Raw genomic sequence first — 25,757 nt, forward strand, 5'->3', positions numbered from 1 at the left:
TTCTACAGGTGATGGAAGTTAGAGGACGAACATGCTGGCAACACTATTTTTTTTCGTGGCGGTTATCTATTCGAGCGTAGGGCTTGGCGGCGGCTCCTCCTATACCGCCATCATGGCTATTTTTGATGTCAACTATGTGTTGATACCCACCACATCGCTCATGCTGAATGTGGCTGTAACCAGCGTCGGCGCCGCGAATTTTTGGCGAGGAGGACACGTGAACTGGCGGCTGATTACGCCATTTCTCGTCTCCTCGATTCCTATGGCCTACCTCGGTGGATTGATACATCTGTCGAGACAATTTTTTTATATTCTTTTGCTCATCACGCTAACTACCCTTGCCGTGCGCATCTATTTTTTTGATAGCCTACGGATCTCGCTCAAGCTTGAGAGTGGCCAAAAAGTTGTTTTTTCGGTTGTTCTGGGCGGTTTGCTTGGTTTCGTCGCCGGGGCGGTGGGAATCGGCGGCGGTATTTACCTTGTGCCCATTATTGTTGTGTTCGGACTGGGTACGGAAAAAGAAGCGGCGGCCACGGGTTCGATATTCATCTGGATGAATTCGCTCTCAGGGCTCCTCTCGCGGATGCAGCGTGGGGCGTTCGATATGGAAATGATCCTTCCTTTGCTGGCGGCAGTTGCCGTCGGCGGTTATCTTGGCTCCTACATGGGCTCATTTCGTTATTCGCCTCGCGTTGTTCAAAAAGTGATGGGGATTGTGGTCGTTGTTGCCATAGGCTTTTTGATAAAAAGAATTCTTTAGTTGGGTCTCACGGATAACAATGTAATCTTCAGTGTTGAACGTGCGGCATCTTAATCAGTTGTATTGAGCAAGCCCCTCAAAGACGCAATCGGGACACAAGAGCGATGGAATTTTTACTGGATGGAATTTGGGAAGGCGTCCTTCTCGTGCTGCGGGGCGACCCCGAAGTGATGGCTGCCTCATGGGTCACCGTCCGCGTGAGTTTTGGTGCGACCATTGTGGCGGGTTTGATCGGCTTGCCAATTGCGTGGGTACTGGCCTCATTTCGCTTCAGGGGGCGCGGGGTGGCCATCTCTATTATTCAAACTCTGCTTGGCGTGCCCACGGTCGTAATTGGTTTGATCGTTTACGGCCTTCTCTCCCGCCGGGGGCCTTTGGGTTTTACGGATGTTCTGTTTAGTCCGACGGCCATTGTTGTGGGGCTGGTCATTCTCTCGATACCGATAGTTTCTGTTTTCGCGATGACGGCGATCTCCTCTGTGGATCAACGTGCCAGGGAAACGGCTCTTACCCTGGGCGCCTCTTCGCGCCAGGTGGCCTGGGCAGTGTTGTGCGAGGCGAGATTTGGCTTGGTCGCGGCCATTCTGGGGGCCTTCGGGCGGGTGTCCTCCGAGGTGGGCATTGCGATGATGCTCGGGGGAAACATCAAGGGATACACCCGGACCCTTACGACCGGCATCGCTCTTGAGAGCATGAAGGGCGAATTCGGGTTCGGCATCGCGCTGGGTGTGGTGCTCATGGGAATAATATTCGCGGTCAATCTTGGCACACGAATATTACAAAAATCATGACAAACGCATTTTCCATAGAGAATCTTCAAGTAAGTTTCGGCGGAGAAGTTGTGCTTGATATCGAGAAGCTCGCCATCGCATCCGGTGCGGTGACTTCACTATCTGGACCGAATGGCGCCGGGAAGACAACGCTTCTTCGTGTTTTGGCGGGTCTTCTTCGTCCTGAGCGGGGTCATGTTGTTTACATGGGAGATTCGGTTGTCTGGGGCGGCGGGGGGGCCAGCCATAGGCAGCGCGTCACGCTACTTCACCAGGATCCTTTCATGTTCCGAGGCTCGGTAATGGCCAACGTCGCTTATGGGGAGAAGGTACGCGGGGCGAGCTGGGAGAGCGCTGAGTCAGGTGCAAGGGCTGCGCTCGATCTGTCGGGTTGTGCTCACTTGGTTGAAAGAGGTGCTAGAGAATTATCGGGCGGCGAGAGAAAGCGGGTAGCCATGGCGCGAGCGCTCGCGGCGGGCGCCGAGACCTTTTTGCTCGATGAGCCTGCGGCCGGCGTGGATGCCGAGAATACCGAGCGATTGAGAGAGGTGATAGCCGCGCTTGCAGACAAGGAGAAAACCATCATCCTGAGCACCCATCAACCTGAATGGGCGGCGCATTTTGCCGAACATCGAATCAGCATTGCCTATGGAAAGATCGATTCTTTAGGGTGAGTTTTTCCGCCGAGTAAATTGGCCTCGTAGGGCCCTCCTTCCCATTTCGGGAATTTACGAATGTAGTAATCGACCACCCCCATTTCTATTAGCGCCGGATCGGCGTAGTTCGTGTGCGCTCGCTGGGTGGCATGACAGGCCTCTGCCTCGGCGCGGGTGCGCTCGTGATCGCGGGCGTCGATGATGGTGGTGTAGTCGTCCCGGTAAATTATGTCGGGGCGGTTTGTAATGGTTCGGCGCTTTTCTGGCACGATACGCCAATAGAGCCGCGATGGTCCTCTTTCGGATTTATCGCTCAGCCGCGTAAATGCCTCGGTCGCCCATTTTGAGACCACCAGGTGGTCGGGGTGTCCGGTGATTCCGTCGTCTGCGAAAGTAACGACCACCTCGGGGCTTATCAACTCGTAGGCCTCTATTAGCCGAGCAATGGCTTCCTCGTTATCTACATCGCCAAGACCGCCGTCCGGGTAGTCCCAGAGATCGAGGCGACTGATTCCAAGTATGCCTGCCGCCTTCCGCAATTCACCGGCCCGGACGCTCCCGAGCTCCTCGGGTTTACATATCCCGTTCGTCTCTCCCGCCTCGCCATGTGTGAGGCAGACCAAGCTCACCGGGGCGCCCCTGCTGGCATAGAGCGAAATAGTGCCCGGATTCCCGAAAGATTCATCGTCAGGGTGGGCATAGACATGGAGGATGCCCCTTGAAGCGTTTGGTGTATCTATCATGAAACTCTTAATACCTTTTAAAGACGGGGCTTTTGGTGTAATGCGCGCGCGAGTTTAGCAGAATGTTCGGACTTCTCTCACCTGGCTTGAACTCATTGAAATATTTGACTTTAATTACTCCATGTAAGGTGCTAGGGTGCCTTAAGTTATAAATTGCCCGAGCACGAAAATGGAGTTGTCTCGTTTATGAAAATTTGTAGCCGTTTGTTTTTCCTCCCTATTTCTTTGATCGCGATTTATTTGCTCCTCTCATCTGGCCCCGTTAGTGCGAAGGTCCTGCCAAACGGCGTCAACGGGGGCATAAATTTTCCCTCTCCTGCGGGTTTGAAGGAAAACGTGGATTTTTGGCGGGATGTATTTGCGCGCTATAAAATTACCGAGGTCGTCTTTCACGACGAGAACAATCTTGGCCTGAGATTCGATGTCATGAAGCTGGGCCACCCCTGGCGGGCTGGTCGAGAGCAGAAAAAACGGATACGCGCACATAAAAAAAATATCAAAAATATATTACTTGCTCTTGCAGAAGGAAGACGGCCGCCTGCCGGATTCAATTCGTTGGCTGATCGAATCAGAGGGATGGTTAAGAATCAGACCCTCTCCAAGATACGAAGGGCGGCGTTTAACGTTCGCGCGCAGCCGGGACTCAAGGAAAGATTTCTCGAAGGGTATGTTCGTGCGGGACGTTATCTGCCGCAATTTTTATATATTTTCCGCAAGCACGGCTTACCAGAGGATCTAACCCTTCTTCCTCATGTCGAAAGTGGATTTCGCGCTAATATTTATAGCCATGCCGGAGCTCTTGGGCTCTGGCAGTTCACCCGAAGCACAGGGCGGCTTTTTATGCGTGTGGACAGTACGGTAGATGGTCGGCGTGATCCTTTTCTGGCCGCCGAGGCGGCCGCGAAGCTCCTTAAGCGAAATTACGAAGATCTGAAAAGCTGGCCGCTCGCTCTCACGGCGTACAACCACGGCGCGCGGGGTATGCGACGGGCGGTAAAGCAAGTGGGTTCAAAGCGCATCGACATCATTTCGAAAAAATATAGGAGCCGGACCTTTGGCTTCGCCTCGCGCAATTTCTACGCCGAATTTCTTGCGGCGGTGCACATTCACAAGAACATTAAAAAATATTTCGGCGAGGTGCAGCGAGATTCCAGGCAGTCTTTTGATGAGTTTCGTCTGCCCGGCTACATCAGGATTACAGATCTCTCCCGCCGGATAGGTGTGAAGACCGAGGTATTAAGGAAGATGAACCCTGCTTTGCGTACATCTGTGGCGCGGGGGCGGCGCAATATTCCGAGAGGTTATCCGCTTCGTTTGCCCGTCGGGGCCCTGGCGCGGGTTCGCTTGGCTTATCATCAAAAAACAAAGAACGCGTCTCCCGCAGAGCAAAGTGATGGCTCGAAATGGGTTTTGGTCAAGCCGGGTGACAATCTTGGCGCCATTGCCCGCCGTAATCGTGTTCGGCTCAAGGATTTGATGGAAGAGAACGGGCTTAAAAAAAGCTTGATCGTTGTGGGCGACCGGCTCAGGCTGCCAGATAAATCCGGCTCGAAAAAACAACGGATAGCGTCCTTAAGAAAAATGTCTCCAAGACTGGTCGCCTCGCCCCAAAAAGAGAATAAAGAGAGTAAGCAAGCGGCCTCGGCCAAAGCCACTGTCAAAAAAACTATCCAGGTCGCAAAAAAGACAGTTACGAAAAAACAGACGGTTAAAAGTAAAATTGTTTCGCTCGTGAAAAAAACGACTCCAAAAAACTCATCTTCCTCCGCGGCTTCTGGCAGCGGTAAAAACTTTTTTGTTTTTGTTTCCGAATATGACACGCTTGCCTCCTTGCCCACTCGCGGCTCCGAATATCGGGAGGGCGCGCTGCGCCAGGCCACCGCGGTTTCCAAGTCGGGGAAGAAAAATACCGGGTGGGTGCGCGTTCAGGAAAACGAAACCATTGGCCATCTATCCAGGTGGCTTAAAGTGTCCCAGGGCCAGATTCGCCGGATGAACGGTATACGTTCGAATCGCCGGGTTCGAATGGGAAAGAAGATTCAGGTTTCCTTCAAGCAGGTGCCCAAAAACGATTTTTTGGAGCGGCGGGTCGCCTACCACAAGGGGATTGAAAAGACGTTTTTCGATAAATTCACCATCTCGGAAGTAAAGCGCCACAAACTGAAGTCGGGAGAAAATGTCTGGACCCTTGTTGTGCGTACCTACAAGGTCCCATTCTGGTTAATGCGCCAGTACAATTCGGGCAAAAATCTTCGGCGGCTCAAGACGGGTGTCGAACTGACAATACCGGTGGTCGCGCGGCGAAAGTTCTAACGCGCCGGGGTTAGTTATGGCTTATTTAATCGGTTAAAAAACAATATCTTGCCCCTTGAACAAAGAACTGTCTTAATCCCTTGCTCCAGGTGAGCCTTTATCTTAGGATGCCTTTCCCACCAGGGGAAATATGGGGATTCATACCCTTTGGCGGGTTTACAATCGCAATAGCTTGGCGGGCTCATTTTTCACTGAGCGAGTGAGGGAAATATCACCATGGATATCGTGATTAGCAGGGAGATGCTGCACCGCGCCCTTCAAACGGTACAGGGGGTGGTGGAGAGTCGAAGCAGTGCCATGCCGATCCTGCAGAACGTTCTCCTCACCACCGAGGGCAAGAAACAGGTCCGTCTTGTTGCCACAAATCTCGATATCGGACTTAAGGGCGTTTTCGAGGCCAAGGTGAACAAGGGTGGCTCGGTGACGCTCAATGCGCGAAAGCTGTTCGACATTGTGCGCGAGTTGCCGGACGCCGATGTGCATCTTGTCGAGGAAGACGGACAATGGATCCGCATGACGTGTGAGCGCTCAAGCTTTCGATTCCCGAGCTTGCCGGCCTCGGATTTTCCCTCGGTTCCGGATGCAGATGGCGATTCTCCTCAAGGCGTTTCGTCTGAAGTTCTTGGGGATATGATTCGAAAAACCATGTTTTCGATCTCGCAGGATGAAACGCGCTATACATACAACGGCGTATTTATGGAATCTGAAGGCGATATGCTTCGTCTGGTCGCAACGGACGGACATCGGCTGGCCCTTATCGAGCGGCCCAACGATGGCGCTGAATTTGCCACGGGCGTAATCATTCACAAAAAAGCGCTTGGCGAGCTGGTTAAACTCCTTTCTGAAACTGGCGGGAGTGTTGATATTTTTCTCCAAGAAAATCATGTTATTTTCAAGTCTGATAGGTTTGAGCTTTCTGCTCGATTGATCGACGGTGATTTCCCGAAATACCGCCAGGTGATTCCCAAAGATAATGAACATCGTATTGTTACGGATCGAGACAAGCTTCTTCGGGCACTTCGGCGCGTTTCTCTTCTCTCGAACGAGACCCGGATGGTGAAATTTGTTTTTGGTTCCGGGCAGTTGAAGCTGACCACAAATGGCTCTGAGGCGGGAGAAGCTGAGGAAATTTTGGAGTCTGATTATTCTGGAGAAGAATTGACTATCGGGTTTAATGCCAGATATTGCCTTGATGTGCTCAATATTCTTGACGAGCAGAATGTATGCTTTCAGCTCAAAGACTCTCTGAGCCCTGGGATATTGCGCCCTGATGAGGCGGAAGGCTACACATATGTCATCATGCCCATGCGCGTTTGATTTTTTTCTCCATGTTCTAGACATTTAAGTTTGCGAATGGTATCTTCTGGCCGCGTTGCCGCAATTGGTATTATCGGAAAAATACAAAAACTAAGATAAAAAATATTTTTTGAGTGGTGGATTATATTTTTTAATTTTGAGGGGTTCGTGCGAATAGGTACGCAACCTGAAAGGGTGAAAAGAAAACATGGCACTAAAATCAAAGGGCCGCGTTGGCCGGCCTCGTAAAACAGAAAGCACACCGACAACGAAAATTAAACTTAAAGTTCCCGAGGTCAAAATCGGAGAAAAGGTCCGCAAGCTTCGCAAGGAGAACGGATATTCTATCCAGAAGTTGGCCGAGCTCTCTGGTGTTTCCCCGGCGGGCATTTATAAAATTGAAACCAACGGGATGGTGCCCACCGTTACGACGCTGGTGAAGTTGGCGACGGCGCTAGAGCATCGGGTGAGCCATTTTGTCGAAGAGGAAAACGGTTATCCCGAGGCGCGTCACATTCGAAAAAAAGATCGAGAGATTGTTTCGAGTGGCCAGGAAGGCCGGACTGAGGTCGTCGCCGAGCGTCTCAGGCAGGGCCGTCTTGAGTCCGTCTACCGCACACTTGAGCCGGGAAGCAAAACCAAGAACCCGATTATCCGGGCTGGTTGCGAGCATTTAATTTACTGCCTTAAGGGCGATCTTTGCATCTCTCGGGGAGACAATTCTTTCCACCTCAAGGAAGGCGATTCGTTTCACTGTGAATCGAAGGGCGAGCTTGCTTTAGTGAACGATGGTCGCGCCGAAGCGAGGTTCTTGGTCGTGAATGCCGGCCATAACGCGATGTGAGCCTCGACCGCTTGTGCATTTGTTTCGCGTTAATTTTATTTTAGGATGCTCGGACGTCATTTCCGGCGGGGGTGGCGTCCGTATTTTATTTAACCCCGCGCGGGACAAGGGGCGTAAAAGTGCGCTTCTTTGATGCCGCACAGGAGAGCAGCCCGCGTTACTACGGCTGGCTTGTCGTTGCGCTGACGTTCACCACAATGGCAATTGGTGGCTCGATAGTCAGCACCTTCCCTATATTCTACGTAACATTTCTTGATGAGTTTGGCTGGTCTCGTGCTGATACGGCGCTAGCGTTTTCCACCTCTATGGTGACGTTTGCCATCGCGGCCGGGCCCATCGGAGCGCTGATTGATCGCTTCGGGCCTCGGGTGGTCATTCCCTCAGGAGTGGTCGTTCTGGGTTTGGGCCTTACGCTGATGTCCATGGTTTCGAGCCGCTTTAGCCTCTATCTTTATTATGGCGTTTTTGTGGCGCTCGGGGTCACGCTTATCGGCATGATTCCGACAAGTACCATTGTGAGCCATTGGTTTGTCCGAATGCGATCCACGGCACTCGGAATTGCCCATTCGGGTCGTAGCGCCGGCTCGATGGTTCTTGTGCCCCTTTGTGCATTCTTGATTGCCTGGGTCGGTTGGCGCTCGGCCTATCTGTTTCTTGCGGCAGGAATTGTTTCGATTCTTTTGCCACTAAATCTTTTTCTTCATCGGAACCCACCCCAGCGAGAAGAAATCGAGCGGAGTGGCGATAGCCCTTCGCCGCAGAGTTGGACGCTCGCCCGGGCGCTTCGCGACCGCGCATTCTGGCTTTTGTTTTTTTCAGGAATTTTTCAAGGCATATCTTTCAGTGTTGTCGGCGTGCATATGGTGGCGCATATGGTCGATGTCGGCCTCACGACGATTATGGCGGCGTGGCTTTTAGGATTCATGGCGATACTTCGTGCGGTGGGCGGAATTGGCGGCGGATGGGTCGGCGATTTGGTGGGAAGGCGTTCGGTTTTTGTCGTCTCTAGCCTTATCAGCGTATTAGGTGTGGTGTGTCTGATGTTTATTACGTCGGATCGGTGGGCCCTTGGATACCTGTTCGTATTTTTGTATGGCATTGGCGCAGGCGCCCGAGGCACCTCGTTTGTATCCTTGAAGGCGGATATTTTTCCTGGAAAGAGTTTTGGCCGAATCCTGGGTTTTTCGCAGATGGGCGCAGGTCTCGCCTCAGGATTTGGACCGTGGTTGGCCGGCTATATTTTTGATGTGATGGGAAGTTATCGATGGGCTTTTTTCTTGGTGCTGGCGATGAATTTGATGTCGATTGTAACTGGCATGATTGCAACCCGGCGGGCGGCACACCCTGGCCGAGCAAAATAAATTGAAAGTGTGGTCAGGAAATGTGAGGCTTTGTCAGATTAAGCACCCAAAACCGGTTTCTCCGAGATTTCAGCAATCATGGATGGAACCATCTCGCAGATGTCATCAGATGAAATTTGATCGATATTGAATACGGCGTGATAAAGCTTAGGATCTGCGAAATCCACTCTAAAGAAAAACTGTGAAAATAAGCCCTGGTCACGATTTGATTTCGCGACGATATCCTCTGCTCCCGAGTGCGGAACACCAGCGGAATTCATGATGTAGCGAATACGAGATTCGTTTGAGCCAACAATGCGCAGGTGTATGGCTCCGGGGTGATCTCCCAAAAAAACTTGACCGCCCCAGCCGCCGATAACGACATTGTCTCCTTGGGCCGCGTTTTTCATTACATCTTTGATTGTATCCTGGACTTTTATGCGATCAAGTAGGAAAAGTCGCTCAATGAGTTTTGGCGGGCGGCCTTCGATTCGCTCCAGATCAATATCAAGCCCGCGCTCTTTGCATCCTGCGATTAGCTCGTCGAGGTAGATGAATCGATAATTTAACTTTTCAGCTATTTTGCGCCCGATGTTGATTCCGCCAGTTCCGTACTGACGGGAGATGGTGATTATGGCCATTGTTCGGGTCCCCCCAATTTAAAAATCTGATTGTTTCAGTTATGTCTCTTTCAAATCTTATCCGTCAGCCTCTACGGTGGAAATGCTAAATGCGCCACCGTCATTGCTCGCGTCCTCGATCAGTATTTCAAGCGTTAACCCCTCTAGTGAGGTGCGCCGCCCTTGGTGCATTTTATCAATAACGGCCTCTGCCCGGGGATGCTCGCCGGGGTGTGTGGGCCCTGACTCCATGGCGTCGAAAATCTCGATAGCCGCAATCGCCGAGGGATTTCTTGCTGGAAGTAGCTGGTCTCCCTTGTTTGTCTCGGCGATGAGTCCGCTTTCTCTTAGCTGATAAATGACATTTTTCAGTATTTCTGTCGGATAGTCCAGCTTTTTTTCGAGTGAATCGAGGGTGAAAAGTGGCTCGCGAGTATCAGCCCGTCTGGCTAGCAGGGCCATTACCCTGAGACCTGCCTCCCAGCTGAGACCCGTATCCGGGATTTCATCCTCCTTGTGGCTTCGTTCGGGCAGCCCCTGGACGAGAGCCGCAATTTCGGCCGCATAAAGAAGAATATTCCATCCAAGATAAATCCAGACCATCAGGATGGGAAGCTGGGCTAGGGCGCCGTAAATGGCCGTTTTACCGGTGAATCCCACCTGAAGGCTCACATATCCCCATTGAAGGAAATATAATAGTACGCCGCCGACTGCACTGCCCACGAGGGCGGGGGCAAAGTGTATCTTTTTGTTTGGCATGACGATGATCATGAGGGAGATTAAAATAATCGAGCCCACCAGCGGAATCATCTTGAGCAGGATTTCCGCTCCGGTGGACAGGAACCAGAAGGAGCCGAACGAGGCGAGAAAGTCACGCATTTTAAATAGTGTTGTCGCGCTGATGATGATGCCCAGCAAAAGGGGCGTGAAGAAAATCATGCTGAAGTAGTCGGAAATCCGCCGAGTGAGGGCGCGGGGTTGTTTTACGTCGAAAATCACGTTCAGCGAGCGCTCCACCGCATTGAGGGTGAGGACAATGGTTACGAGAAAGGCTCCGAGGCCTGTTGCACCCATGGTCTTGAAGTTTACTTTATCGACGAAGGTGAAGAGCTTCTCGCGCACTTCGCTGTTAAAGACGGGCCCGAGTTGCTCAAGAATGTATTCGTAGATTCCTTGGTCGAAGCCCAAGCCGCGCAGGATGGCGAAGCTAAAGGCGAGGATGGGCACGATTGAGAGCAGCGTGGTGTAGGTGAGTGCAGCGGCGCGAATAGGGGCCTGGTCGGCCTGAAAGCGAACGAGTGCTAGAATAGACAGGCGAAGCGCGCCATGGGAGCCCACGAGGGCATCTTTCAGCTCCCCGATATTGCCGGGAATGCCATATTTAGAAAGATAATTTCTCAAAAGCGCCCTCCGTTTCACTCTTGGGCCGCACATGGGTTACCTTCGCTAAAGCATCAAAAGAATCATCCCAGCTTAGGTTGTGCGCCGCAAGTGAATATTTTTCAATTCGTTCAAGGATTAAGACCTGGAGGCAACGTGACGATATCCCCTGAGGAGATAATGACCCGGATGGGTGTGTTCACCCCGCTATGGGCTGCCGATGATGGTGTCATTTGCGGTGCCGTCAACGATAAGGAGTGTGGGCGGTTTTTCGCCATTGACCGCGAAAGCGGCAACTTTCGCTGGCGTTTGGATAGCCCGGCGGGTTGGGCTGTGGCGGCTCCTCTGATTTGGGGCGATTTCTGCATCGCCGGAACCAGTGTTGCCGACATGAATAGAAGCGAGGAAGGCGGGCAGTTCGCCACGGTGAACTGGCGGCGAGGGGGGGCAGTGCTCGCCATAGAGATTCAAAGTGGTGAGGTTCGCTTTTTGGATTTACGTTGCGGTGTGGTGCGCGAGACGCCCCGGGCCGAGGGTGACACCCTGGTAGTCTCGGGTGAAATTCGTGTCGGGGGATTTAGGGACGATGAACCCTGGTCGGCATCCACCGAGGTCGAGAGTCGCTTTGATCTTCCCTCGGGCCGCCTTATAGGCCGCCGCGCCAAAGGGGCCTTGCGTCCTGAGGATTTTCCGGGCGAACCCGCACCGGAGCTTTTGGAATAGTTGCTGGCTAGCTTTGGCTCTAGCCAACCTTTTTTAAATGCTTGGCCATGTTGAGCGCATTGGCTGCAAGGTTGTGGGGCCGGGTCCAGCCTTTACACTCTGGCATTTGTACCAGGGCCGCAGCTTTTTGAGGCGAACTTTCTTTTTTAAGCGCGGCGGCCACCCGGCGACGCAGGTTTTTGAAGTAGGTGATGTTCTCATCCACAATCTTCGAGCCTCTTGTGGGCAGGGCACCATGCCCGGGGATGAACCGCAGGGCGGGGAATTTTTTGAGCCGCGGGAGCTCCCGCCGCCAGTTTTCGAGATCCGCTTGACCGGTAGCGGTGTGGGAGCGGTTGGCGATGAGATCGCCTGAGAAGAGGATTTTTTCCTCGGGCATCCAGATAACCGAATCGCCCCGGGTATGGCAGTGCCCGATGCGAATGAGCTGAAATAATCGCCCACCGTATCGAACCTCAAGCCGATCATCGAAGGTGAGCATCGGCGGGTCGAAATCGAGGCCAGGCGCGAGGTGGCCTAGATGAAACCCGCTCTTATCCAGCGCAGCGGCCCAACTTCCCCTCCTTAGCTCCCGTTCCATTTCTTGTCTAATAAGACCCGCACCAACCGTGACCGCACCCCGGCGAACGTGATAGCCGTTGTCCGAGGTGTGGTCGAAATTGTGATGGGTGTTGAGGACAAGGCCCGCATTTTTTCGCGTGACGCCGCGCATATATTTTAGAAAATGTTTACGCACCCGCATGTCGCTGTCGATAATGACTGGCTTGTCGCCGGTGAGGATGAGCCCGAAATTCGTCTGGCCCCCGCCTCCGATGTAGATATGTACCCCCGGGGAAATTTCGCGAAATTCCGGCGATTTAATCGGCGAGGCTGGCGTTTTCGGCACGATGAGTCTCCTCTTGCGCTTGTTAGCGTTTGCTCTTTAAGTCCTTGGCCATCTTGAGAGCGAGGCCCGAAACATTTCCGGGCCGGAACCATTTGGCGTACTCGGGCATCTCCACGGCCGCCGCAGCTTTGGCCGGGGTTTTGTGCTTTTTAAGTGCCGCCTGGGTTCGGCTTTTCAAGCGCGAGAGATAGGTTTTGTTGTCGGCGATGATGCTGCTTCCCTTTGGGGGCAAGGGGCCATGGCCGGGAACGATATATTTCGCCGGGAATTTTTTGAGGACATCCAGCGCCGGGAGCCAGTTGTTGAAGTTTCCGAGGCGGTTCACCGGGTGGGTGCGGTAGGTGGTCAGGTCGCCCGTGAAGAGCACGCCTTCCTCGGGCATCCACACCACGGTGTCGCCCTTCGTGTGACAGTGATCGATATAGATCATCTGGAACAGCCGCCCGCCGTAGCGAATGTCGATTTGATCCTCGAAGGTGACCGTTGGCGGCGAGATGTCGAGTTTTCCGATGAGATGATCAACGCTCGGCTGGCGCCCGGCCATTTGTTTGACCCAGTTGCCCGAGGCGTATTCGCGCTCCATTTCCTGCCGGGCGAGATCGACTCCGAACGAAACGGCGCCCTTGCCCATGTAGTAGCCGTTGTCTGAAGTGTGGTCGAAATTATGATGGGTGTTGAGGAGCAGCCCGGCGTCTTTTTTCGTTATTTTTTTCATACCCGCCAGAAATTGCTTTCGAACGCGAATGTCATTGTCGATGACGACGGGTTTGTCGTTCGTGAGAATGAGGCCGAAATCAGTTGTTCCGTTTCCGCCGATGTGGGCGTAAATGCCTTTCGTAACCTTGACCATTCCGGTGGTCTTGGCGGGGGCGGGCATCATATTTGCGCGGCTTGCCATGTGTAGCTCCTTGTTGGTGGGTAGCGAAAATTATTCGAGTTAAATTTCGATGTCGGGCACAAGATCGGTGTGCCCAAAATTTTCTTTATTTTTTTCGGGAATGAAAAAACTTATCTGCTCGCTTGGTGCATTTCCTGTGTTGGAGACGCCGTGGATTGTCTCGGCGGGAACGATGAGCGTATCGCCGGGGCCACAGATTCTACGCTCCTCGCCGACGAGCGCATTCACGTTGCCGATGAGGAAGTGGATAATTTCGGCGGTGTCATGAAAATGAGGAAGCACAGCGCCACCCGGCTCGATTTTCTCGCGCAGCACCTTCCACAACTGGAGATTGAGTCTCCTCGCCTCCTCCGCCGAGACCAGGCTTTGTTGGTACAACTCGCGGTGGCGGGCAGCGGCGGTCCACTCAAGTTCATCGTTGAGGCGCATCCGGGGAATATTCAATTGAAATTTCCAATTCATGAGAAAACCACAAAATGTATATTTACCTTATACCGGAGATAGGTGGTTGGTTTCCAATCCCTCTCCGGGGGGCAGTGTTTTGTTTATCGTCAAGCACAGGGAGATTCGGAATTTTTTCGTTCTCAGGCGGAGCGTTTGGAGGAGACTTCGTGTATTCTTATCTGGCACGATGTTTTCGATAATCGCTATATGATTTGCGAGGAAGGGATATGGGGATGATGGAGATTACTCGCCGTGAGGAGTTTAGTGCGGCGCACCGCTTATATAACCCCGAATTTTCAGACGAGAAGAACCAGGCTCTTTATGGTTTGTGCGCCAATCCCCACTACCATGGACATAATTATGTGCTCGAAGTGACCCTTCGTGGCCCTGTGGACCCGGATACGGGAATGACTTTCAACCTTGCAGATCTTAAATCGACTGTGCGCCGAGAAATCATAGACGAGGTTGATCATAAAAATTTGAATGAAGATGCGGCCCAATTCATGGAAAACCGCATTCCGACAGCGGAAAATATCGCCATATCAATCTGGGAGCGCCTCAAAGCCCATATCGAGGGCGCTCTTCTCTACCGAGTGCGTTTATACGAGAACGAGCGGAATTTTGTTGATTATTACGGAGAGAAATAGAGGCTTGCCTGCGGATTTCATCATGGTGGCGGGCCTGCTTTGAACCCACAAAGGCTCTTTTGGGGTGTGTGTGAGCATAAACCCCATGAAATCAGCGAATTCAGGGATTGAGCATTCCTGTATTTCCCGTCATAATAGAGTCATTCCCGGGTATTAGCTGACCCGGCTCTTTCTCGGTCCGAGGCGGGAACCCGAGGCGGGAAGAGATTTAAGCTTTTAATTTGAAATCTGTTATTCGTTTTTAAATGGGGAGAACTGGTAGCTGTGTCCACTGCAATAGGAATTTTTGTGGGTGGAGGTCTGCTCTTTTATGCGATCTTGTCCCAGGGCGGCATCGCCATTTTCTACGATCCCGGTTCGCTCATGATCGTTGGCGGGGGCACGCTTGCGGCTATCCTTATCTCCTTTCCCCTTCAGCGCGTGGTTGGCGTGTTCAGAATTCTAAAAAATGTTTTTGGCCGGGAAATTTCCGATGCCAGTGCCTATATCGCTATGGTCGTCAGGCTGGCGCACAAGGCGAGAAAAGAATCGATACTCAGCCTTCAAGAAGACGCAAAGAACGTCAACAACCGCATCATGCGCATGGGGCTTCAGCTCGTCATCGACGGCCAACCGCCCGAGATTGTGCGTGCTGTTCTCGAAACTGAACTCGACGGTCTTTATTCGCGTCACGATGAGGGTGCCAGAATTTTTAAATCCATGGGTCGCTACTCTCCCGCATTTGGTCTAATCGGAACGCTGATCGGTCTGGTTTCGATGTTGCGCTCTCTTTCGGGTGGAACGGAAAATCTTGGCCCGGGTATGGCGGTCGCTCTTATAACAACTTTTTACGGGGCTCTTTTTTCGAATCTGTTTTTTCTCCCCATGGCGGACAAGCTGGAAAATCGCTCCGAGAAGGAAGTCCAGCAGATTCGTATTGTCATCGAAGGAATTTTGATGATTCAAGAGGGCGGAAACCCCCGTTTAATAGAGCAAAAACTCAACGCATATCTTGAGCCCGATCAGCGGATACAGCATTTCGAGCGCATGCTCCGCCGCGAAAAGGGTGCTCAGGCAGAGGGCGGATAAGCCATGACCGCTCAACCTCCAGAAAGAAAAATTGATCCGCCAGCAGAATGGCTCATGACCTTCGGGGACATGATGGCTCTTTTGTTGACGTTTTTCGTGCTTCTAATCGGCATATCGAGTCCCGATCCCGGTAAATTTGATAAGGCGATGAAGTCCATCGCCGACTCCCTGGGCGCGGCACCCGTATCGACAGAGACGTTGATGGTCGCCGAAAAAGAGTCCGAGGCTTCATTCGAGAATCTGGGCAGCCAGGTCAGTGATGTCATTAACGAGGGCAACATGCAGGATGTTGTCGAGGTCGAGGTTAATGAGAAGGGAATCGTTTTAAACATCGTAGGGGGTGCTCTTTTCAAGGCGGGCCAGGCGAGAGTGTCCAAGGGCATCAAGCCGTTGATTCTCGAAGTGGGTCTGATGGTGAAAAAGCTGCCTTACAAAATAATTGTCGAGGGTCATACCGACAACACCAAGAGCAAGAAGGGCGGGCGCTACCCTTCGAATTGGGAACTTTCAGCGGCGAGAGCGGCGGCGGTTGTCCGTGTAATGACAGAGGAGGCGGGTGTCGACCCCGGAAGATTCTCGGCAATTGGTTATGCCCAGTTCCGACCGTTGTATGCACAGACAAAAGCGAACAGAGCTAAGAACCGGAGGGTGGAGATTATTATCTCTAGAGAGGGGCAGGAAAGTTGAATTTAAGAGCCCGTATGAACTTTTCCGGTGAACATCATGAGCGTGGTATGTCCGAGCCGAATGCCCTCGGAAGTTTTGAGGATACGTACAATTTCGGTCAAAAAGTTTCCTCTGATCGTTCTGTGCCCCGTGTGGCGGTGTCTTTTCCCGTTCGTTTTACGATGATTTCGGAAAAAGAATATGAGCAAATGTCCCCAGTTTATATAGCTTCTCCGACGAGTGAGCGTCAGGGGTTGGGTGATGTGCCGGAAGGGGGTCAATCACCTCTCAAGGCCGAGTCTGGGACATTGGCTGGCGAGATTTTGGAGCGGCTCGATATTATCGAGAAAAAACTGGACTATCTCCTTGGTATCGAAAATTCGGGAGAGGGGCCCCGAATCGAGGAAATGTCAGGAGAAGTAGGATATATCCGTGATATTTCAGAGGCTGGATTGCTTCTCGCCGCGCATCATGTGTACACCCTTGGGGGATGCCTGAATGTCGAAATTAAAACGGAAATTCCATACCCATTGAAATTCAACGCTTTATGCCGTATTGTACGCTTGTTGCCACCTGGGGACAGTAGTATATATGAAATGGGATGTGAATTTTCCGCTATTCACGAAAAGGACCTCGAGAAGGTAAACTCTTTCGTGTACAGGCGGCAAAGAGAATTGACGCGGATTCGGCAAACCGGCTGATCGTTAACTATCCGGGAAATTAAAAAATGGCCAATGAAAATCTTGATTCAATAGGATCTGACAGCGGGCAAGCGCGAGGCGCCGCCCGGACAGCCGAAAGGTTTCCTATCGAGTATGAACTTATTACCGATAAGGAAGTCGAGATTCTCCGGCCAATGTATCTTGAGGCCCGCACTGCCGAGCGGGTTGACGGTCCGGCGGGAGCCATCGGCGGGGCCGATGCGTTTCTTGCAATGGGAGTTCCCCAGGCGCAGATTATGATGTACCAGCAGACCATGCGTGCCTTTAAGTCGCTTGAAGACAAGCTTGACGATGTGCTCAAAGCGATGGGAACAGATTCTAGCGATGATAAAAAGGCGAACAAGGCGATGTGTGTAGATCTTTCCTCTGGTGGAATGAGAATGATTACCGCCCAGAAGGTCAAGCGCGGAGCCTTGGCGAAGCTGACGTTAACGCTTCCGCCGCTACATCCCGTGATTGTCGTGGCGGTTGGGAAAATCGTGAAGGCAAGCCCAATTCGCCTTTCCTCGGGCAAACGAGCTATGGAGACGGCCATTGCATTTGAGGTTATCAACGAAAACGATCGCGAAGAGATTGTCGCCTACAGCTTTAAACGCCAGCGCCAAGAGGCGGCTAGGGCGGCTAGTTCCCAGGATGATGACGACTACTAGAAATTCCTCTTCCACTGTTGGCGAATTTCCTTTTTTCCTGTATTGACCCTGTAGAGACTTTTATCGATTTTGTTGCGGTGCGGGTTTTTTTAGATTCAGGCACACGCCGGGTGCGCTTGAAAGGAGCATAGATCTTGCCAACGATTCAGATTAAAGATATCGATGTGGTGCACGAAGCCGACGTCGGGACCACTATACTGGAAGCGAATCTTGAAAATGACATCGAACATGCAAACGACTGCGGTGGAAATTGCGCCTGCTCAACCTGCAAGGTGATGGTCATCTCTGGCGGGGAAATTTTGTCAGATCAAAGCGAGGATGAGCGTGACACCCTGGATGCCTATGGGTGGGATCCAGACGAGTATCGCCTGTCGTGTCAGTGTGTCATCGAAGGCGGGGGCGTGGTGGTTATCGAGTTCCCAGAGCCTGAGTAAGCCTAACTGCGCTTAGTCATCCTCCCAGACCCGGATGACTTTCTCGAAATCAAAAGCGCCCTCTCGAATCAACACGGGCGCATCGCCTCGAAGATCAACCACCGTTGAGGGTGCCTCGCCCTCTATTGCGCCACCGTCGAGAATCAGACTGATTTTATCGCCAAAATGTGCTGCGATTTCGGTGGCGCTCGCAAAGGGCGCCTTGCCGGGTGGATTGGCGCTAGTTGCTGCAAAAGGGCCAGCCGCGCGAGCAAGCGCTTGGCATAGCGGTTGCGCCGGGTAGCGAGCTGCAATTCCGCCGCCCTCGGCAAGCAGGGGTGGAACCTCCTCTCCTGCCTCGAAAATGAGTGTCAACGGCCCCGGCCATAGGGCATAGAGGTTTTCCCGTATCTTCTCGTGAAGCGGTTTTGTCAAAAGGGCGAGCTGATTCATTAGGCCGATAATCACGGGCGCACCTTTTTCATCCTCCCGGCCTTTGGCTTTGTAGAGTTTTTCTATCCCCTCGGCATCCCCCGCTTTTGCGCAAAGACCCCATAGCGTATCGGTGGGAAGCGCGATGACCGCTCCTTCGCGCAACACCTCGGCGGCGCGTCGCACGGCGGCATCGAGTGGTGCATCGATTTCGATGGGGATAATTTCCGCCATCTTGATTACTTCCGGGAGCTGGGTTTTTTGGATTTGCCCGCGCGTTTTTTCTGGAGCTCGGCATCCGCCTTGAGCACTTTGGCGCGCTGGCCCTCGACGAGCTTGCGGTAGCGCTTGGCCAGGGCCTCGTCCTCTAGCGCGAGGATTCTCGCCGCAAAGAGACCGGCGTTTCGTGCCCCGGCCTTGCCAATACCCATCGTGGCCACCGGAATGCCGGGCGGCATCTGCACCGTCGAGAGAAGGGCGTCGAGCCCGCCTAGCGAGGAGGCGTCCATCGGCACCCCGATAACGGGAAGATCCGTGGCAGCGCCGACCACCCCGGCAAGATGGGCAGACATGCCCGCCCCGGCGATGAGTACGCGAATCCCCCGCCCAGGGGCGGCGTTCACATAATCGTGAACCTCCTCGGGTGTCCTGTGGGCCGAGAGCACCCGCATCTCGCTGCCCACACCGAGCTCTTCAAGTGCATCGGCCGCCGCCTCCATTGCGGGAAGATCCGAGGCGCTTCCCATTACGATGCCCACCTTAATTTTTTTCATGTTGCCGGGTCCTCTGGTTAAGGCATAAAGGCGGTGAGTTCAATTTCGAGCTTTGCGCCCGCGATGATCCCCCCTGCCTGAAAGGTTGTCCGGGCGGGCGGATCGACCACCCCGAAATACGACTCGAACACATCGTTCATTTCTTTAAGGTCGCCAAGATCAGCCATGAAAATAGTCACCTTCACTGCATTGGCAAGCGAGGTTCCCGCCTCCTCACAGACGGCTTTGAGGTTCTCGATTACCTGTCTGGTTTGCTCGGCCACCCCACCAGGGACGATTTCGCCTGTCGCCGGGTCCATGGGAAGCTGTCCCGAGCAAAAGAGCCAGCCTCCGGCTACGATGGCCTGAGAAAGAGGCACCTTGCCCGATGAGGCCTTGTCGGTGTGTATCACCTTTTTTTCCATCTGATGGGTCTCCGAATAAGAGTCAAAGGAATTGGTGAGGAAAGACGCTTCCTGATAACCTGAGCCGGTAGCTGCGTCAAGGCGGGGTCGGATAAGCTCGCTTGTTCTCTTGTTTTCGTATCTGGCTCGACTAAGGAGATGTCTCATGGAAATGGATCTTTTTGGCTCGGCGGATGAGGGTGCAGGCAAGGCGGACTCATCTGGTAGTCGGCCAATCAGCCCTAAGCCTGCAGACAAATCCGCTCCCCTGGCCGACCGCATGCGCCCGCGCACTATTGATGAAGTGGTGGGTCAGCCTCATCTTCTTGGCCCGGGCAAAGTTCTTCGCCGCGCCATCGAGCGAGACGAGGTGCGCTCGATTATTTTCTGGGGCCCGCCCGGCACCGGCAAGACCACCCTTGCGCGCATCATTGCCACTCGCACCGGCGCGCACTTCATCACCCTCTCTGCCGTCCTTCATGGGGTAAAGGAGCTTCGGGGCAGTCTCGATGAGGCCCGCGCCATGCGTCGCCGGGGAATGCGCACGATTTTGTTTATTGACGAGATACATCGTTTCAACAAGGCCCAGCAGGACGGCCTTCTCCCGGCGGTGGAAGACGGCACCGTCATTCTTATCGGCGCAACGACCGAGAACCCCTCGTTCGAGCTTATCGCGGCCCTCCTTTCGCGCTCGCGCGTTTTTGTTTTAGAGGCCCTGGATGAGGCGGCAATTCTCTCGTTGATGGAAGCTGCGCTGGGTGACACAGAGCGCGGGCTGGGCTCTGCCGGTCTCCGCATAGAGGACGATGCTCTGCGCCGCATCGCCTCGCTCTCTAGTGGTGATGCCCGATCGGCGCTCAATATACTAGAGCTTGCCGCTGCCATTGCGCTTGATGAATCCGCCATCTCTGGCGGCACGGACAGCGCTCCCACCATCGGCGAGGCAGAGGTGGCCGAGGCCGCCCAGCGGCGCACCCTTCTCTACGACAAAACCGGCGAGGAGCACTACAACATCATTAGCGCCCTTCATAAAACGCTTCGAAGCTCGGACCCCGACGCCGCGCTTTACTGGCTGGGCCGGATGCTTGAGGCGGGCGAGGACCCGATGTACATCCTCAGGCGGCTGGTTCGCTTTGCCACCGAGGATGTGGGGCTTGCCGATCCCCAGGCGCTCACCCTCGCCATGGCCGCCCAGCAGGCGTTTCATTTTATCGGTCTGCCCGAGGGTAAACTCGCCATAGCCGAGCTCACCGTCTACCTCGCCGCTGCGCCCAAGAGCGATGCCGTCTATCGTGCCTATGGCAGAGTTAAGCGCGCCATCGACGAGCATCCGGCCGAATCCGTGCCCAAACATTTGCGAAATGCGCCAACGAACTTGATGAAAGAGCTTGACTACGGAAAGGGCTATCAACATGCCCACCAGTTTGATGACGCTGTTGTCGAGATGGAGGGCTTGCCCGATGGCTTGCGGGGCGAGCGTTTCTACCGCCCAGGAGATAGGGGCTTTGAGGTCGAGATTGCCCGGCGGATGAGCAACCGCGAGGATATTCTCGCCGAGCGCATGGGGCGCACAATGGGCGTTCCCGAGGAGCCACCCACTAAAGACATGCGCCCCACGGACCCGGCCATGCCCGGTCGTAGAGCCAAAAAGCCCCGAGATCCTGCGGAGTAGAATTTAATTTTTTTCAGCTTTCGATTACTTCCAACTCTCACACGCAGGATAATACTCGCGCCGCTCGATGTGCCGGGGAAGTTTTGTTCCCTCGCCGGGGCAGGCGGCGTCAATTTGGGTCTGGTCGAGGTTCTTGGCTCCTCGAAGGTCAGTTTCTTTTAAAATGGCTCCGGTGAGATCGGCATTTTTCATGTCGGCCCCTGCGAATTTGGACCCAATAAAGAAGGCCCCACGGAGGCTAGCCTCTACGAGCCGGGCCCCGGAGAAGTTCGTGTCCTCAATATAAGCGTCTCGCAGATCCGATCGCGTGAGGTTGGCATTTTTGAAATTAGCCAAACCGAATCCGGCTTCCCTGAGATCGACCCTTTCAAGGCGCGCACCCTTAAGGCTTGCCCCGCCAAGGTGAACCCGCCTGAGGCTTGCCCCTCTTAAATCGGCGTTATTAAGGTTAGTGTTTCGCAAGTTCGCCCAGAAAAGATTGGCCCCCCGAAAATCTGCGCCTTTTAAATTAGCTCCGCTCAAATCGGCGGTGCGAAGGTCGGCTTCTCGAAAATCGGCTCCAGTTAAATTTTTCCCGCTCAGATCTGCCGCCTTTAAGCGAGCGCCCTTGAAATTGCGCTGGGCGGGGTCGATTTTCTGCCCGGTTTTGAATCCGGCCCCGGCCCTGTCGGCGGCTACGGCGGCAGGCACCGTGAGGAAAATACACGCGGCGATCAATACGGAAAGAAAAATGCGAAAGAAAATGGGAGGATACGCGAGCATGGGGGAGTCTCACGGAAAGAGAATTTTTCCATCAAACGTATGATACAGGGCCTCATCGCCCGGTGAAGGTCTTCAGGAAAAATTATTTTCCCAGATGGCCTGGAGCCTTTCCATCGTTTCATTATCAAGGCCGCCAGCGCCGGAGCAAGTGGCGGCCTCTTCCAGTTGCTCGGCGTTTGAAAAACCCACCAGCACCGATGAGACCCCCTCTTTCATCAGGGCAAAACGGATGGCCGCCTGGGCGATAGTCATGTCCTTTTGAGTGAGCCAAGCCAAAGCCCCGGCCCGGCGGGCGTCCTTGTCGAACTCAGAGCCCACCGAGAGAAGGGGCGGCGTGTTCTCCAAAAAGCCGAGCAGCCCTGGATCGGCGGTGAGCGCCCCGAGCGCCAGGACGCGAATCACCAGCACCCCGAGGCCGGCTTCAGTCGCGCGGTCGATAAGCTGGCGGTAGTCGATTGCACTAAAATCATCGGGCGCCCGGTGCCCGGCACTCGGGTTGAGTAGGTTAAAGTATGCCTGCACGGTGTGGAACTCGCCGCATTCGGCCAGCGCGATTAATGAGGCGGGATCGCCGATGCCGGTGAAGCCGAAAAAACTTACCTTCCCCCGGTCTCTTAGCTCTTTAAAGCCCTCGATAACGCCCCCCGCGCCGAGGACGTCCTCCACATCGAGCGCAGTAATGCCCACCGGCCATTCTCTGTCCGGGGCGATGTAGTTGTGAATCTGAATCACGTCCACCGACTCGCGCCCGAGCCGCTCTAAGCTCGCCTCGACCGAGGCGATGGTGGCCCCGCGCGGATCTTCAAGCTCATCGGGCCCGAGGCGAATCTTGGTGGCGAGAACAGGCTCGCCGCCTGCCGCCTTTAAGGCGCGGCCCAGATTGGCCTCGGATTTTCCTTTGCCGTAGCCCGATGCCGTGTCGAAATAGGTGACGCCCGCAAGGGCCGCGTCTCTCACAGCCCGCAACTGCCCCGCATGGTCGTCCCCCACCATCAGCTCGCTGATGCCCCCCGTCCCGAAGCCAATCTCCGAGACTTTAAGGCCGGTCTTTCCCAGCGTGCGGTATTCCATGGGGGTTCTTCTCCTGGAGGTTTTTTCAGTCATGAAGGGGTTTCGATGTGTCCATCATCGCACGGCGGATGAGGGCGGGAAAGCGGGGTAAATCGGCGAAAACACTACTATTTATCCTTCCAAAATTTACATCCGGGGTAGGTGTTTAGTCTTTTGATATGCGGCGGGAGCTTCGTGCTTTTGTCCACACAGGCGTAGTCAATCTGTTTTTGGGTAAGTTTTTTTGTTTTTCGGAGGTCTACTCCCCTGAGATCGGCCTTCATGAGATCGGCCCCCCTGAGAATGGTCTTCCTGAGATTGGCCCCCCTGAGATTGGCCTCCCTGAGATTGGCCTTCATGAGATTAGCCCCTTCAAGATCGGCCCACCTGAGATTGGTACTTCTAAGATTGGAGTTTTGGAGTTTTGCGTCAAGTAAATTTGCTTTCACAAGATATGCACCGGACGCCGAGGAGTGCGATAAATCCTCGCCACGGAGTTGAGCGCCCGAAATCAGCTCGAATTTATTTTTATTCGTCTTGCGTTCGTTTGATTTTTTGGTGGTTGATCTTTCGGCGATGGCCGCAAGCGCCCGGTCCCGCGCCCAGTTCGGGGGTTTGGTGGAAACGTCCTTGTCAGTCAGTTTCAGATGTGCCCGGCCGCCTATTATTTTCAGGGCAAGCGGAATTAAAGCATCCGGACTTTGGGTGATCGCCCTGTCGGAAACGAACAACGCGAGGACCGCCACCGCCACTGCCCCGGCAAAAAGCCTGTGCACTCTGTCCAGGATATTTTTGTAAGTTTCAAGTTTTTTCCAATCTTTCACGTACCGGATGGGCTCGTGGCGGAGCGTATTTCTCGCCAGCCGCTGGAAATGTGCGGCGGAGATGACGGCGATGGTTAAGAAAGAAATGTGAAACGCGATGTACACCGGATCGTGCGTTCTCAAATACCAGAGCCAGAAAACGGCGACCGTTACGGGGACGGCCCACCAGGCGAGCAGGATGGATATAAAGCCCTGGAGGTGGGACAGCGGAGGGCGGCCGCTTTTTTGCAGTATCGGAAAGTGGGCCCGCACCCGCTGGGTGAGCAGCCAGGGATAGGCCTTATCGTCGAGCGGGGTGCCGTCCGGGAACACGGCGGGGAGTTTCGCGAGGTGGTGCCACATTTTCTGTAGATACAGATGAAAATAGAAAAAGATGACGAGAAGGATCATCGGGGCGACGAAGTAAAAATCCGCGATGGGAACCCCGACCTGGATGATGGGGAGCGGGGAGGAGGATGAATTCGTGATGAGCTTTTCGTCCCCGGTGCTGAATATCGTCAGGAGCGAGTAGACGCAGGCCAGGAGCATTGTCAGGAAAATCTTCTTCGCGCTCATCGAGGTTTCCTTGAGGGTTTCGAGGCTGTCCTCGAAGTTGTTTATTTCCCCGGGCAGCTTCGCGCCCGAGACGTTGCATTGCGCGAACTGATCTGCGAGTACGCCCTCGGCCCCGGTGAGGTCGGCGTTCTGTAGGTTGGAACTTAGAAGCCCAGCACCGAGCAAATTGGCATGTTGAAGATCGGCCCGGGATAGGTCCGCCCCTTCGAGATTCGCCTCACCCAGATCGGCTTGGGAGAGGCTGGCATCGCTGAGGTCGGCGGATTTTAGATTCGCACGGTGTAGGTTGGTAAGCTCCGCAGGCCCCGTCCCCTGTCCCGCTTTTACTTTTCGAAGAGATGCGCCCTCAAGGTTTGAATCCCGCAGATCGGCTCCCTGAAGAAACGCCGAGGACAAATTGGCGCCTTCAAGATTAGCCTCGAAAATTTCTGCTTTCTGGAGCGCCACGCCGGTGAGGTTGGCATTTCGGAAATTCGTTCGCCAGAGAAGGGCTCCCTGGAGAATGGTTTTTCCGATGTGGTCTTCGGGATTATAGCCTTTGGTGCCTAATAAACTTTTTCGGACGTGAAAATTGGCGTTCTCGAAATTCGTGTTTTGAAGATAGCTGTGCCGGAGGTTGACCCCACCGAGAAAAGCGCCACTCAGATCGGCGTCCGCCAGGACGATTTCCGCGAGGTTCAGGCTCTCGAAATTGTCTCCACGAAGGCTGGGACTATCGAAATCAAGTCCTCGAAGGTCGGCACCGCTGAGGTCGGCTCGCTCGCCTTGTTCCTCTCCGCCTTCTTTTGCCTTGGATTCGGCCCATTGGTGATGGGCCAAGAGAATTTTCATTTCTTCATCGGTTGGTTCCCGGTAATTTTCGCCGTATCCGTCGTCGAGCAAAGCAGCTTCGTTTTCATCAACCATGGCCCGAATCTCCAGTGGAACCCTGGGATGCGCCCCGCACCCGCCTCCGGGTGAAGGTGGGTCGTTTTGTTCGAGGTAATAATTAGATTATAGCGTTTTTTGGGCTGCGGGGAAGTTTAAAAAACGAAGGGAATCAGAGGGTGCCGTCTTGTTGTTTAAACCCCAAATGCAAAAAAGCCGCACGAGGAAAAAATCCTGATGCGGCTTTTATTGTGTGCGTGCGTTGGTTTATTTCATGGTGGAGGAGGCAATGATTTTCTTGTCCTTGGTCTCTTTCGTGACAGTTTCTTGAAGCTTGATCTTGGCCTTGCCTTTATCCGTGACTTTGAGTTTTGCCGAGTAGTCGCATAAGCCATCACCGCCAGCAAAGGCAGGGGCGGCAAAGACGAGAACGGCCAGGGCGGCGAGAAGAATATGTTTCATGGGTTGTCTCCTTTTTTCAAGTTTTCGCATCGGGTAGGTGTCCCGGCACGGCGAGGTCTGATGAATATATGGTAGCGAATAGGGGCGCGGAGTCAAGGGATTTATTGCGGCGGGTTTTGGTGGGAAATAGGTGGTTTA

At 53.8% G+C, this 25,757-nt stretch carries 28 protein-coding genes; 15 read left to right on the forward strand and 13 right to left on the reverse strand.

Translation table 11 applies throughout. The features are described from left to right. The first annotated feature begins 31 nt into the window (after positions 1-31). The 3 genes from HOJ95_05985 to HOJ95_05995 all read left to right on the forward strand — a co-directional run bounded on the left by HOJ95_05985 (position 32) and on the right by HOJ95_05995 (position 2,204). A complete protein-coding gene (locus HOJ95_05985) occupies positions 32-760 on the forward strand; it encodes a sulfite exporter TauE/SafE family protein (protein ID MBT6394232.1) in 729 nt (242 codons plus the stop codon). 104 nt (positions 761-864) lie between these two features. Continuing rightward, positions 865-1,551 carry an ABC transporter permease gene (locus HOJ95_05990; protein ID MBT6394233.1) on the forward strand — a complete coding sequence of 229 codons (687 nt, stop codon included), beginning with the start codon at positions 865-867 and terminating at the stop codon, positions 1,549-1,551. Between the two features lie 50 nt (positions 1,552-1,601). Then, entirely contained in the window at positions 1,602-2,204 is a 603-nt protein-coding gene (locus tag HOJ95_05995) for an ATP-binding cassette domain-containing protein (GenBank protein ID MBT6394234.1), read from the forward strand. On the opposite strand, the gene HOJ95_06000 is transcribed toward HOJ95_05995, so the two are convergent. Beyond that, entirely contained in the window at positions 2,177-2,929 is a 753-nt protein-coding gene (locus HOJ95_06000) for a PIG-L family deacetylase (GenBank protein MBT6394235.1), read from the reverse strand. The two genes, HOJ95_05995 and HOJ95_06000, sit on opposite strands and share 28 nt — an antisense overlap. Before the next feature lie 186 nt (positions 2,930-3,115). Here HOJ95_06000 and HOJ95_06005 point away from each other — a divergent pair, with 186 nt between their 5' ends. From HOJ95_06005 to HOJ95_06020, 4 genes are all read left to right on the forward strand, one after another. Next, entirely contained in the window at positions 3,116-5,242 is a 2,127-nt protein-coding gene (locus HOJ95_06005) for a transglycosylase SLT domain-containing protein (GenBank protein MBT6394236.1), read from the forward strand. Between the two features lie 216 nt (positions 5,243-5,458). Beyond that, positions 5,459-6,559: a DNA polymerase III subunit beta gene (dnaN, locus tag HOJ95_06010; GenBank protein ID MBT6394237.1), complete on the forward strand. Its 1,101-nt coding sequence runs from the start codon at positions 5,459-5,461 to the stop codon at positions 6,557-6,559. 187 nt (positions 6,560-6,746) lie between these two features. After that, positions 6,747-7,382: a helix-turn-helix transcriptional regulator gene (locus tag HOJ95_06015; GenBank protein MBT6394238.1), complete on the forward strand. Its 636-nt coding sequence runs from the start codon at positions 6,747-6,749 to the stop codon at positions 7,380-7,382. A 119-nt stretch (positions 7,383-7,501) separates the two neighbouring features. Next, positions 7,502-8,743, forward strand: coding sequence for an MFS transporter (locus HOJ95_06020; protein ID MBT6394239.1), 1,242 nt, complete (start codon positions 7,502-7,504; stop codon positions 8,741-8,743). Positions 8,744-8,781: 38 nt separating this feature from the next. Here HOJ95_06020 and HOJ95_06025 read toward each other — a convergent pair whose 3' ends face one another. Both HOJ95_06025 and HOJ95_06030 read right to left on the reverse strand, forming a co-directional pair. Beyond that, positions 8,782-9,363 (reverse strand): cytidylate kinase-like family protein, encoded by a 582-nt coding sequence (locus tag HOJ95_06025; GenBank protein MBT6394240.1) that lies wholly within the window; start codon positions 9,361-9,363, stop codon positions 8,782-8,784. 57 nt (positions 9,364-9,420) lie between these two features. Beyond that, positions 9,421-10,743 (reverse strand): YihY family inner membrane protein, encoded by a 1,323-nt coding sequence (locus HOJ95_06030; GenBank protein ID MBT6394241.1) that lies wholly within the window; start codon positions 10,741-10,743, stop codon positions 9,421-9,423. A 135-nt stretch (positions 10,744-10,878) separates the two neighbouring features. Between HOJ95_06030 and HOJ95_06035 the strand changes: the two genes are divergently transcribed. Next, entirely contained in the window at positions 10,879-11,445 is a 567-nt protein-coding gene (locus HOJ95_06035; GenBank protein ID MBT6394242.1) for a hypothetical protein, read from the forward strand. Positions 11,446-11,464: 19 nt separating this feature from the next. On the opposite strand, the gene HOJ95_06040 is transcribed toward HOJ95_06035, so the two are convergent. Genes HOJ95_06040 through HOJ95_06050 form a run of 3 tightly spaced genes read right to left on the reverse strand, consistent with a single transcriptional unit; the run spans position 11,465 to position 13,673 of the window. Further along, the gene (locus HOJ95_06040; protein ID MBT6394243.1) at positions 11,465-12,331 is read right to left on the reverse strand and encodes an MBL fold metallo-hydrolase; all 867 of its coding nucleotides are present in this window, start codon (positions 12,329-12,331) and stop codon (positions 11,465-11,467) included. Positions 12,332-12,353: 22 nt separating this feature from the next. Next, positions 12,354-13,229 carry an MBL fold metallo-hydrolase gene (locus tag HOJ95_06045; protein MBT6394244.1) on the reverse strand — a complete coding sequence of 292 codons (876 nt, stop codon included), beginning with the start codon at positions 13,227-13,229 and terminating at the stop codon, positions 12,354-12,356. A 39-nt stretch (positions 13,230-13,268) separates the two neighbouring features. Continuing rightward, the gene (locus tag HOJ95_06050) at positions 13,269-13,673 is read right to left on the reverse strand and encodes a cupin domain-containing protein (GenBank protein MBT6394245.1); all 405 of its coding nucleotides are present in this window, start codon (positions 13,671-13,673) and stop codon (positions 13,269-13,271) included. A 233-nt stretch (positions 13,674-13,906) separates the two neighbouring features. Here HOJ95_06050 and HOJ95_06055 point away from each other — a divergent pair, with 233 nt between their 5' ends. From HOJ95_06055 to HOJ95_06080, 6 genes are all read left to right on the forward strand, one after another. Then, positions 13,907-14,320, forward strand: coding sequence for a 6-carboxytetrahydropterin synthase (locus HOJ95_06055; protein MBT6394246.1), 414 nt, complete (start codon positions 13,907-13,909; stop codon positions 14,318-14,320). A 264-nt stretch (positions 14,321-14,584) separates the two neighbouring features. After that, positions 14,585-15,388: a motility protein A gene (locus HOJ95_06060; protein MBT6394247.1), complete on the forward strand. Its 804-nt coding sequence runs from the start codon at positions 14,585-14,587 to the stop codon at positions 15,386-15,388. Between the two features lie 3 nt (positions 15,389-15,391). After that, a complete protein-coding gene (locus tag HOJ95_06065; GenBank protein MBT6394248.1) occupies positions 15,392-16,075 on the forward strand; it encodes an OmpA family protein in 684 nt (227 codons plus the stop codon). Between the two features lie 47 nt (positions 16,076-16,122). Next, positions 16,123-16,755: a PilZ domain-containing protein gene (locus HOJ95_06070; protein ID MBT6394249.1), complete on the forward strand. Its 633-nt coding sequence runs from the start codon at positions 16,123-16,125 to the stop codon at positions 16,753-16,755. 26 nt (positions 16,756-16,781) lie between these two features. After that, a complete protein-coding gene (locus HOJ95_06075; protein ID MBT6394250.1) occupies positions 16,782-17,426 on the forward strand; it encodes a PilZ domain-containing protein in 645 nt (214 codons plus the stop codon). Positions 17,427-17,557: 131 nt separating this feature from the next. Next, positions 17,558-17,860, forward strand: a complete 303-nt coding sequence (locus tag HOJ95_06080; protein ID MBT6394251.1) for a 2Fe-2S iron-sulfur cluster binding domain-containing protein — start codon at positions 17,558-17,560, stop codon at positions 17,858-17,860. A 12-nt stretch (positions 17,861-17,872) separates the two neighbouring features. Here HOJ95_06080 and HOJ95_06085 read toward each other — a convergent pair whose 3' ends face one another. The 3 genes from HOJ95_06085 to HOJ95_06095 are packed head-to-tail and all read right to left on the reverse strand — an operon-like array spanning position 17,873 to position 19,448. Continuing rightward, positions 17,873-18,505, reverse strand: coding sequence for a threonylcarbamoyl-AMP synthase (locus tag HOJ95_06085; protein MBT6394252.1), 633 nt, complete (start codon positions 18,503-18,505; stop codon positions 17,873-17,875). A gap of 5 nt (positions 18,506-18,510) precedes the next feature. Beyond that, positions 18,511-19,044 (reverse strand): 5-(carboxyamino)imidazole ribonucleotide mutase, encoded by a 534-nt coding sequence (gene purE, locus HOJ95_06090; GenBank protein ID MBT6394253.1) that lies wholly within the window; start codon positions 19,042-19,044, stop codon positions 18,511-18,513. Positions 19,045-19,061: 17 nt separating this feature from the next. Further along, a complete protein-coding gene (locus HOJ95_06095; GenBank protein ID MBT6394254.1) occupies positions 19,062-19,448 on the reverse strand; it encodes a reactive intermediate/imine deaminase in 387 nt (128 codons plus the stop codon). 151 nt (positions 19,449-19,599) lie between these two features. On the opposite strand from HOJ95_06095, the gene HOJ95_06100 reads away from it, so the two are divergent. Further along, positions 19,600-21,099: a replication-associated recombination protein A gene (locus tag HOJ95_06100; GenBank protein MBT6394255.1), complete on the forward strand. Its 1,500-nt coding sequence runs from the start codon at positions 19,600-19,602 to the stop codon at positions 21,097-21,099. 24 nt (positions 21,100-21,123) lie between these two features. On the opposite strand, the gene HOJ95_06105 is transcribed toward HOJ95_06100, so the two are convergent. From HOJ95_06105 to HOJ95_06120, 4 genes are all read right to left on the reverse strand, one after another. Further along, positions 21,124-21,861 carry a pentapeptide repeat-containing protein gene (locus HOJ95_06105; protein ID MBT6394256.1) on the reverse strand — a complete coding sequence of 246 codons (738 nt, stop codon included), beginning with the start codon at positions 21,859-21,861 and terminating at the stop codon, positions 21,124-21,126. Positions 21,862-21,933: 72 nt separating this feature from the next. Further along, positions 21,934-22,932: an aldo/keto reductase gene (locus HOJ95_06110; GenBank protein MBT6394257.1), complete on the reverse strand. Its 999-nt coding sequence runs from the start codon at positions 22,930-22,932 to the stop codon at positions 21,934-21,936. Between the two features lie 107 nt (positions 22,933-23,039). Next, positions 23,040-25,196, reverse strand: a complete 2,157-nt coding sequence (locus tag HOJ95_06115) for a pentapeptide repeat-containing protein (protein MBT6394258.1) — start codon at positions 25,194-25,196, stop codon at positions 23,040-23,042. A gap of 228 nt (positions 25,197-25,424) precedes the next feature. Next, positions 25,425-25,619: a hypothetical protein gene (locus tag HOJ95_06120; GenBank protein ID MBT6394259.1), complete on the reverse strand. Its 195-nt coding sequence runs from the start codon at positions 25,617-25,619 to the stop codon at positions 25,425-25,427. Between the last annotated feature and the right edge of the window lie 138 nt (positions 25,620-25,757).

Source organism: Nitrospinaceae bacterium (genome assembly GCA_018669005.1).
In the GTDB taxonomy this organism is placed as follows: domain Bacteria; phylum UBA8248; class UBA8248; order UBA8248; family UBA8248; genus UBA8248.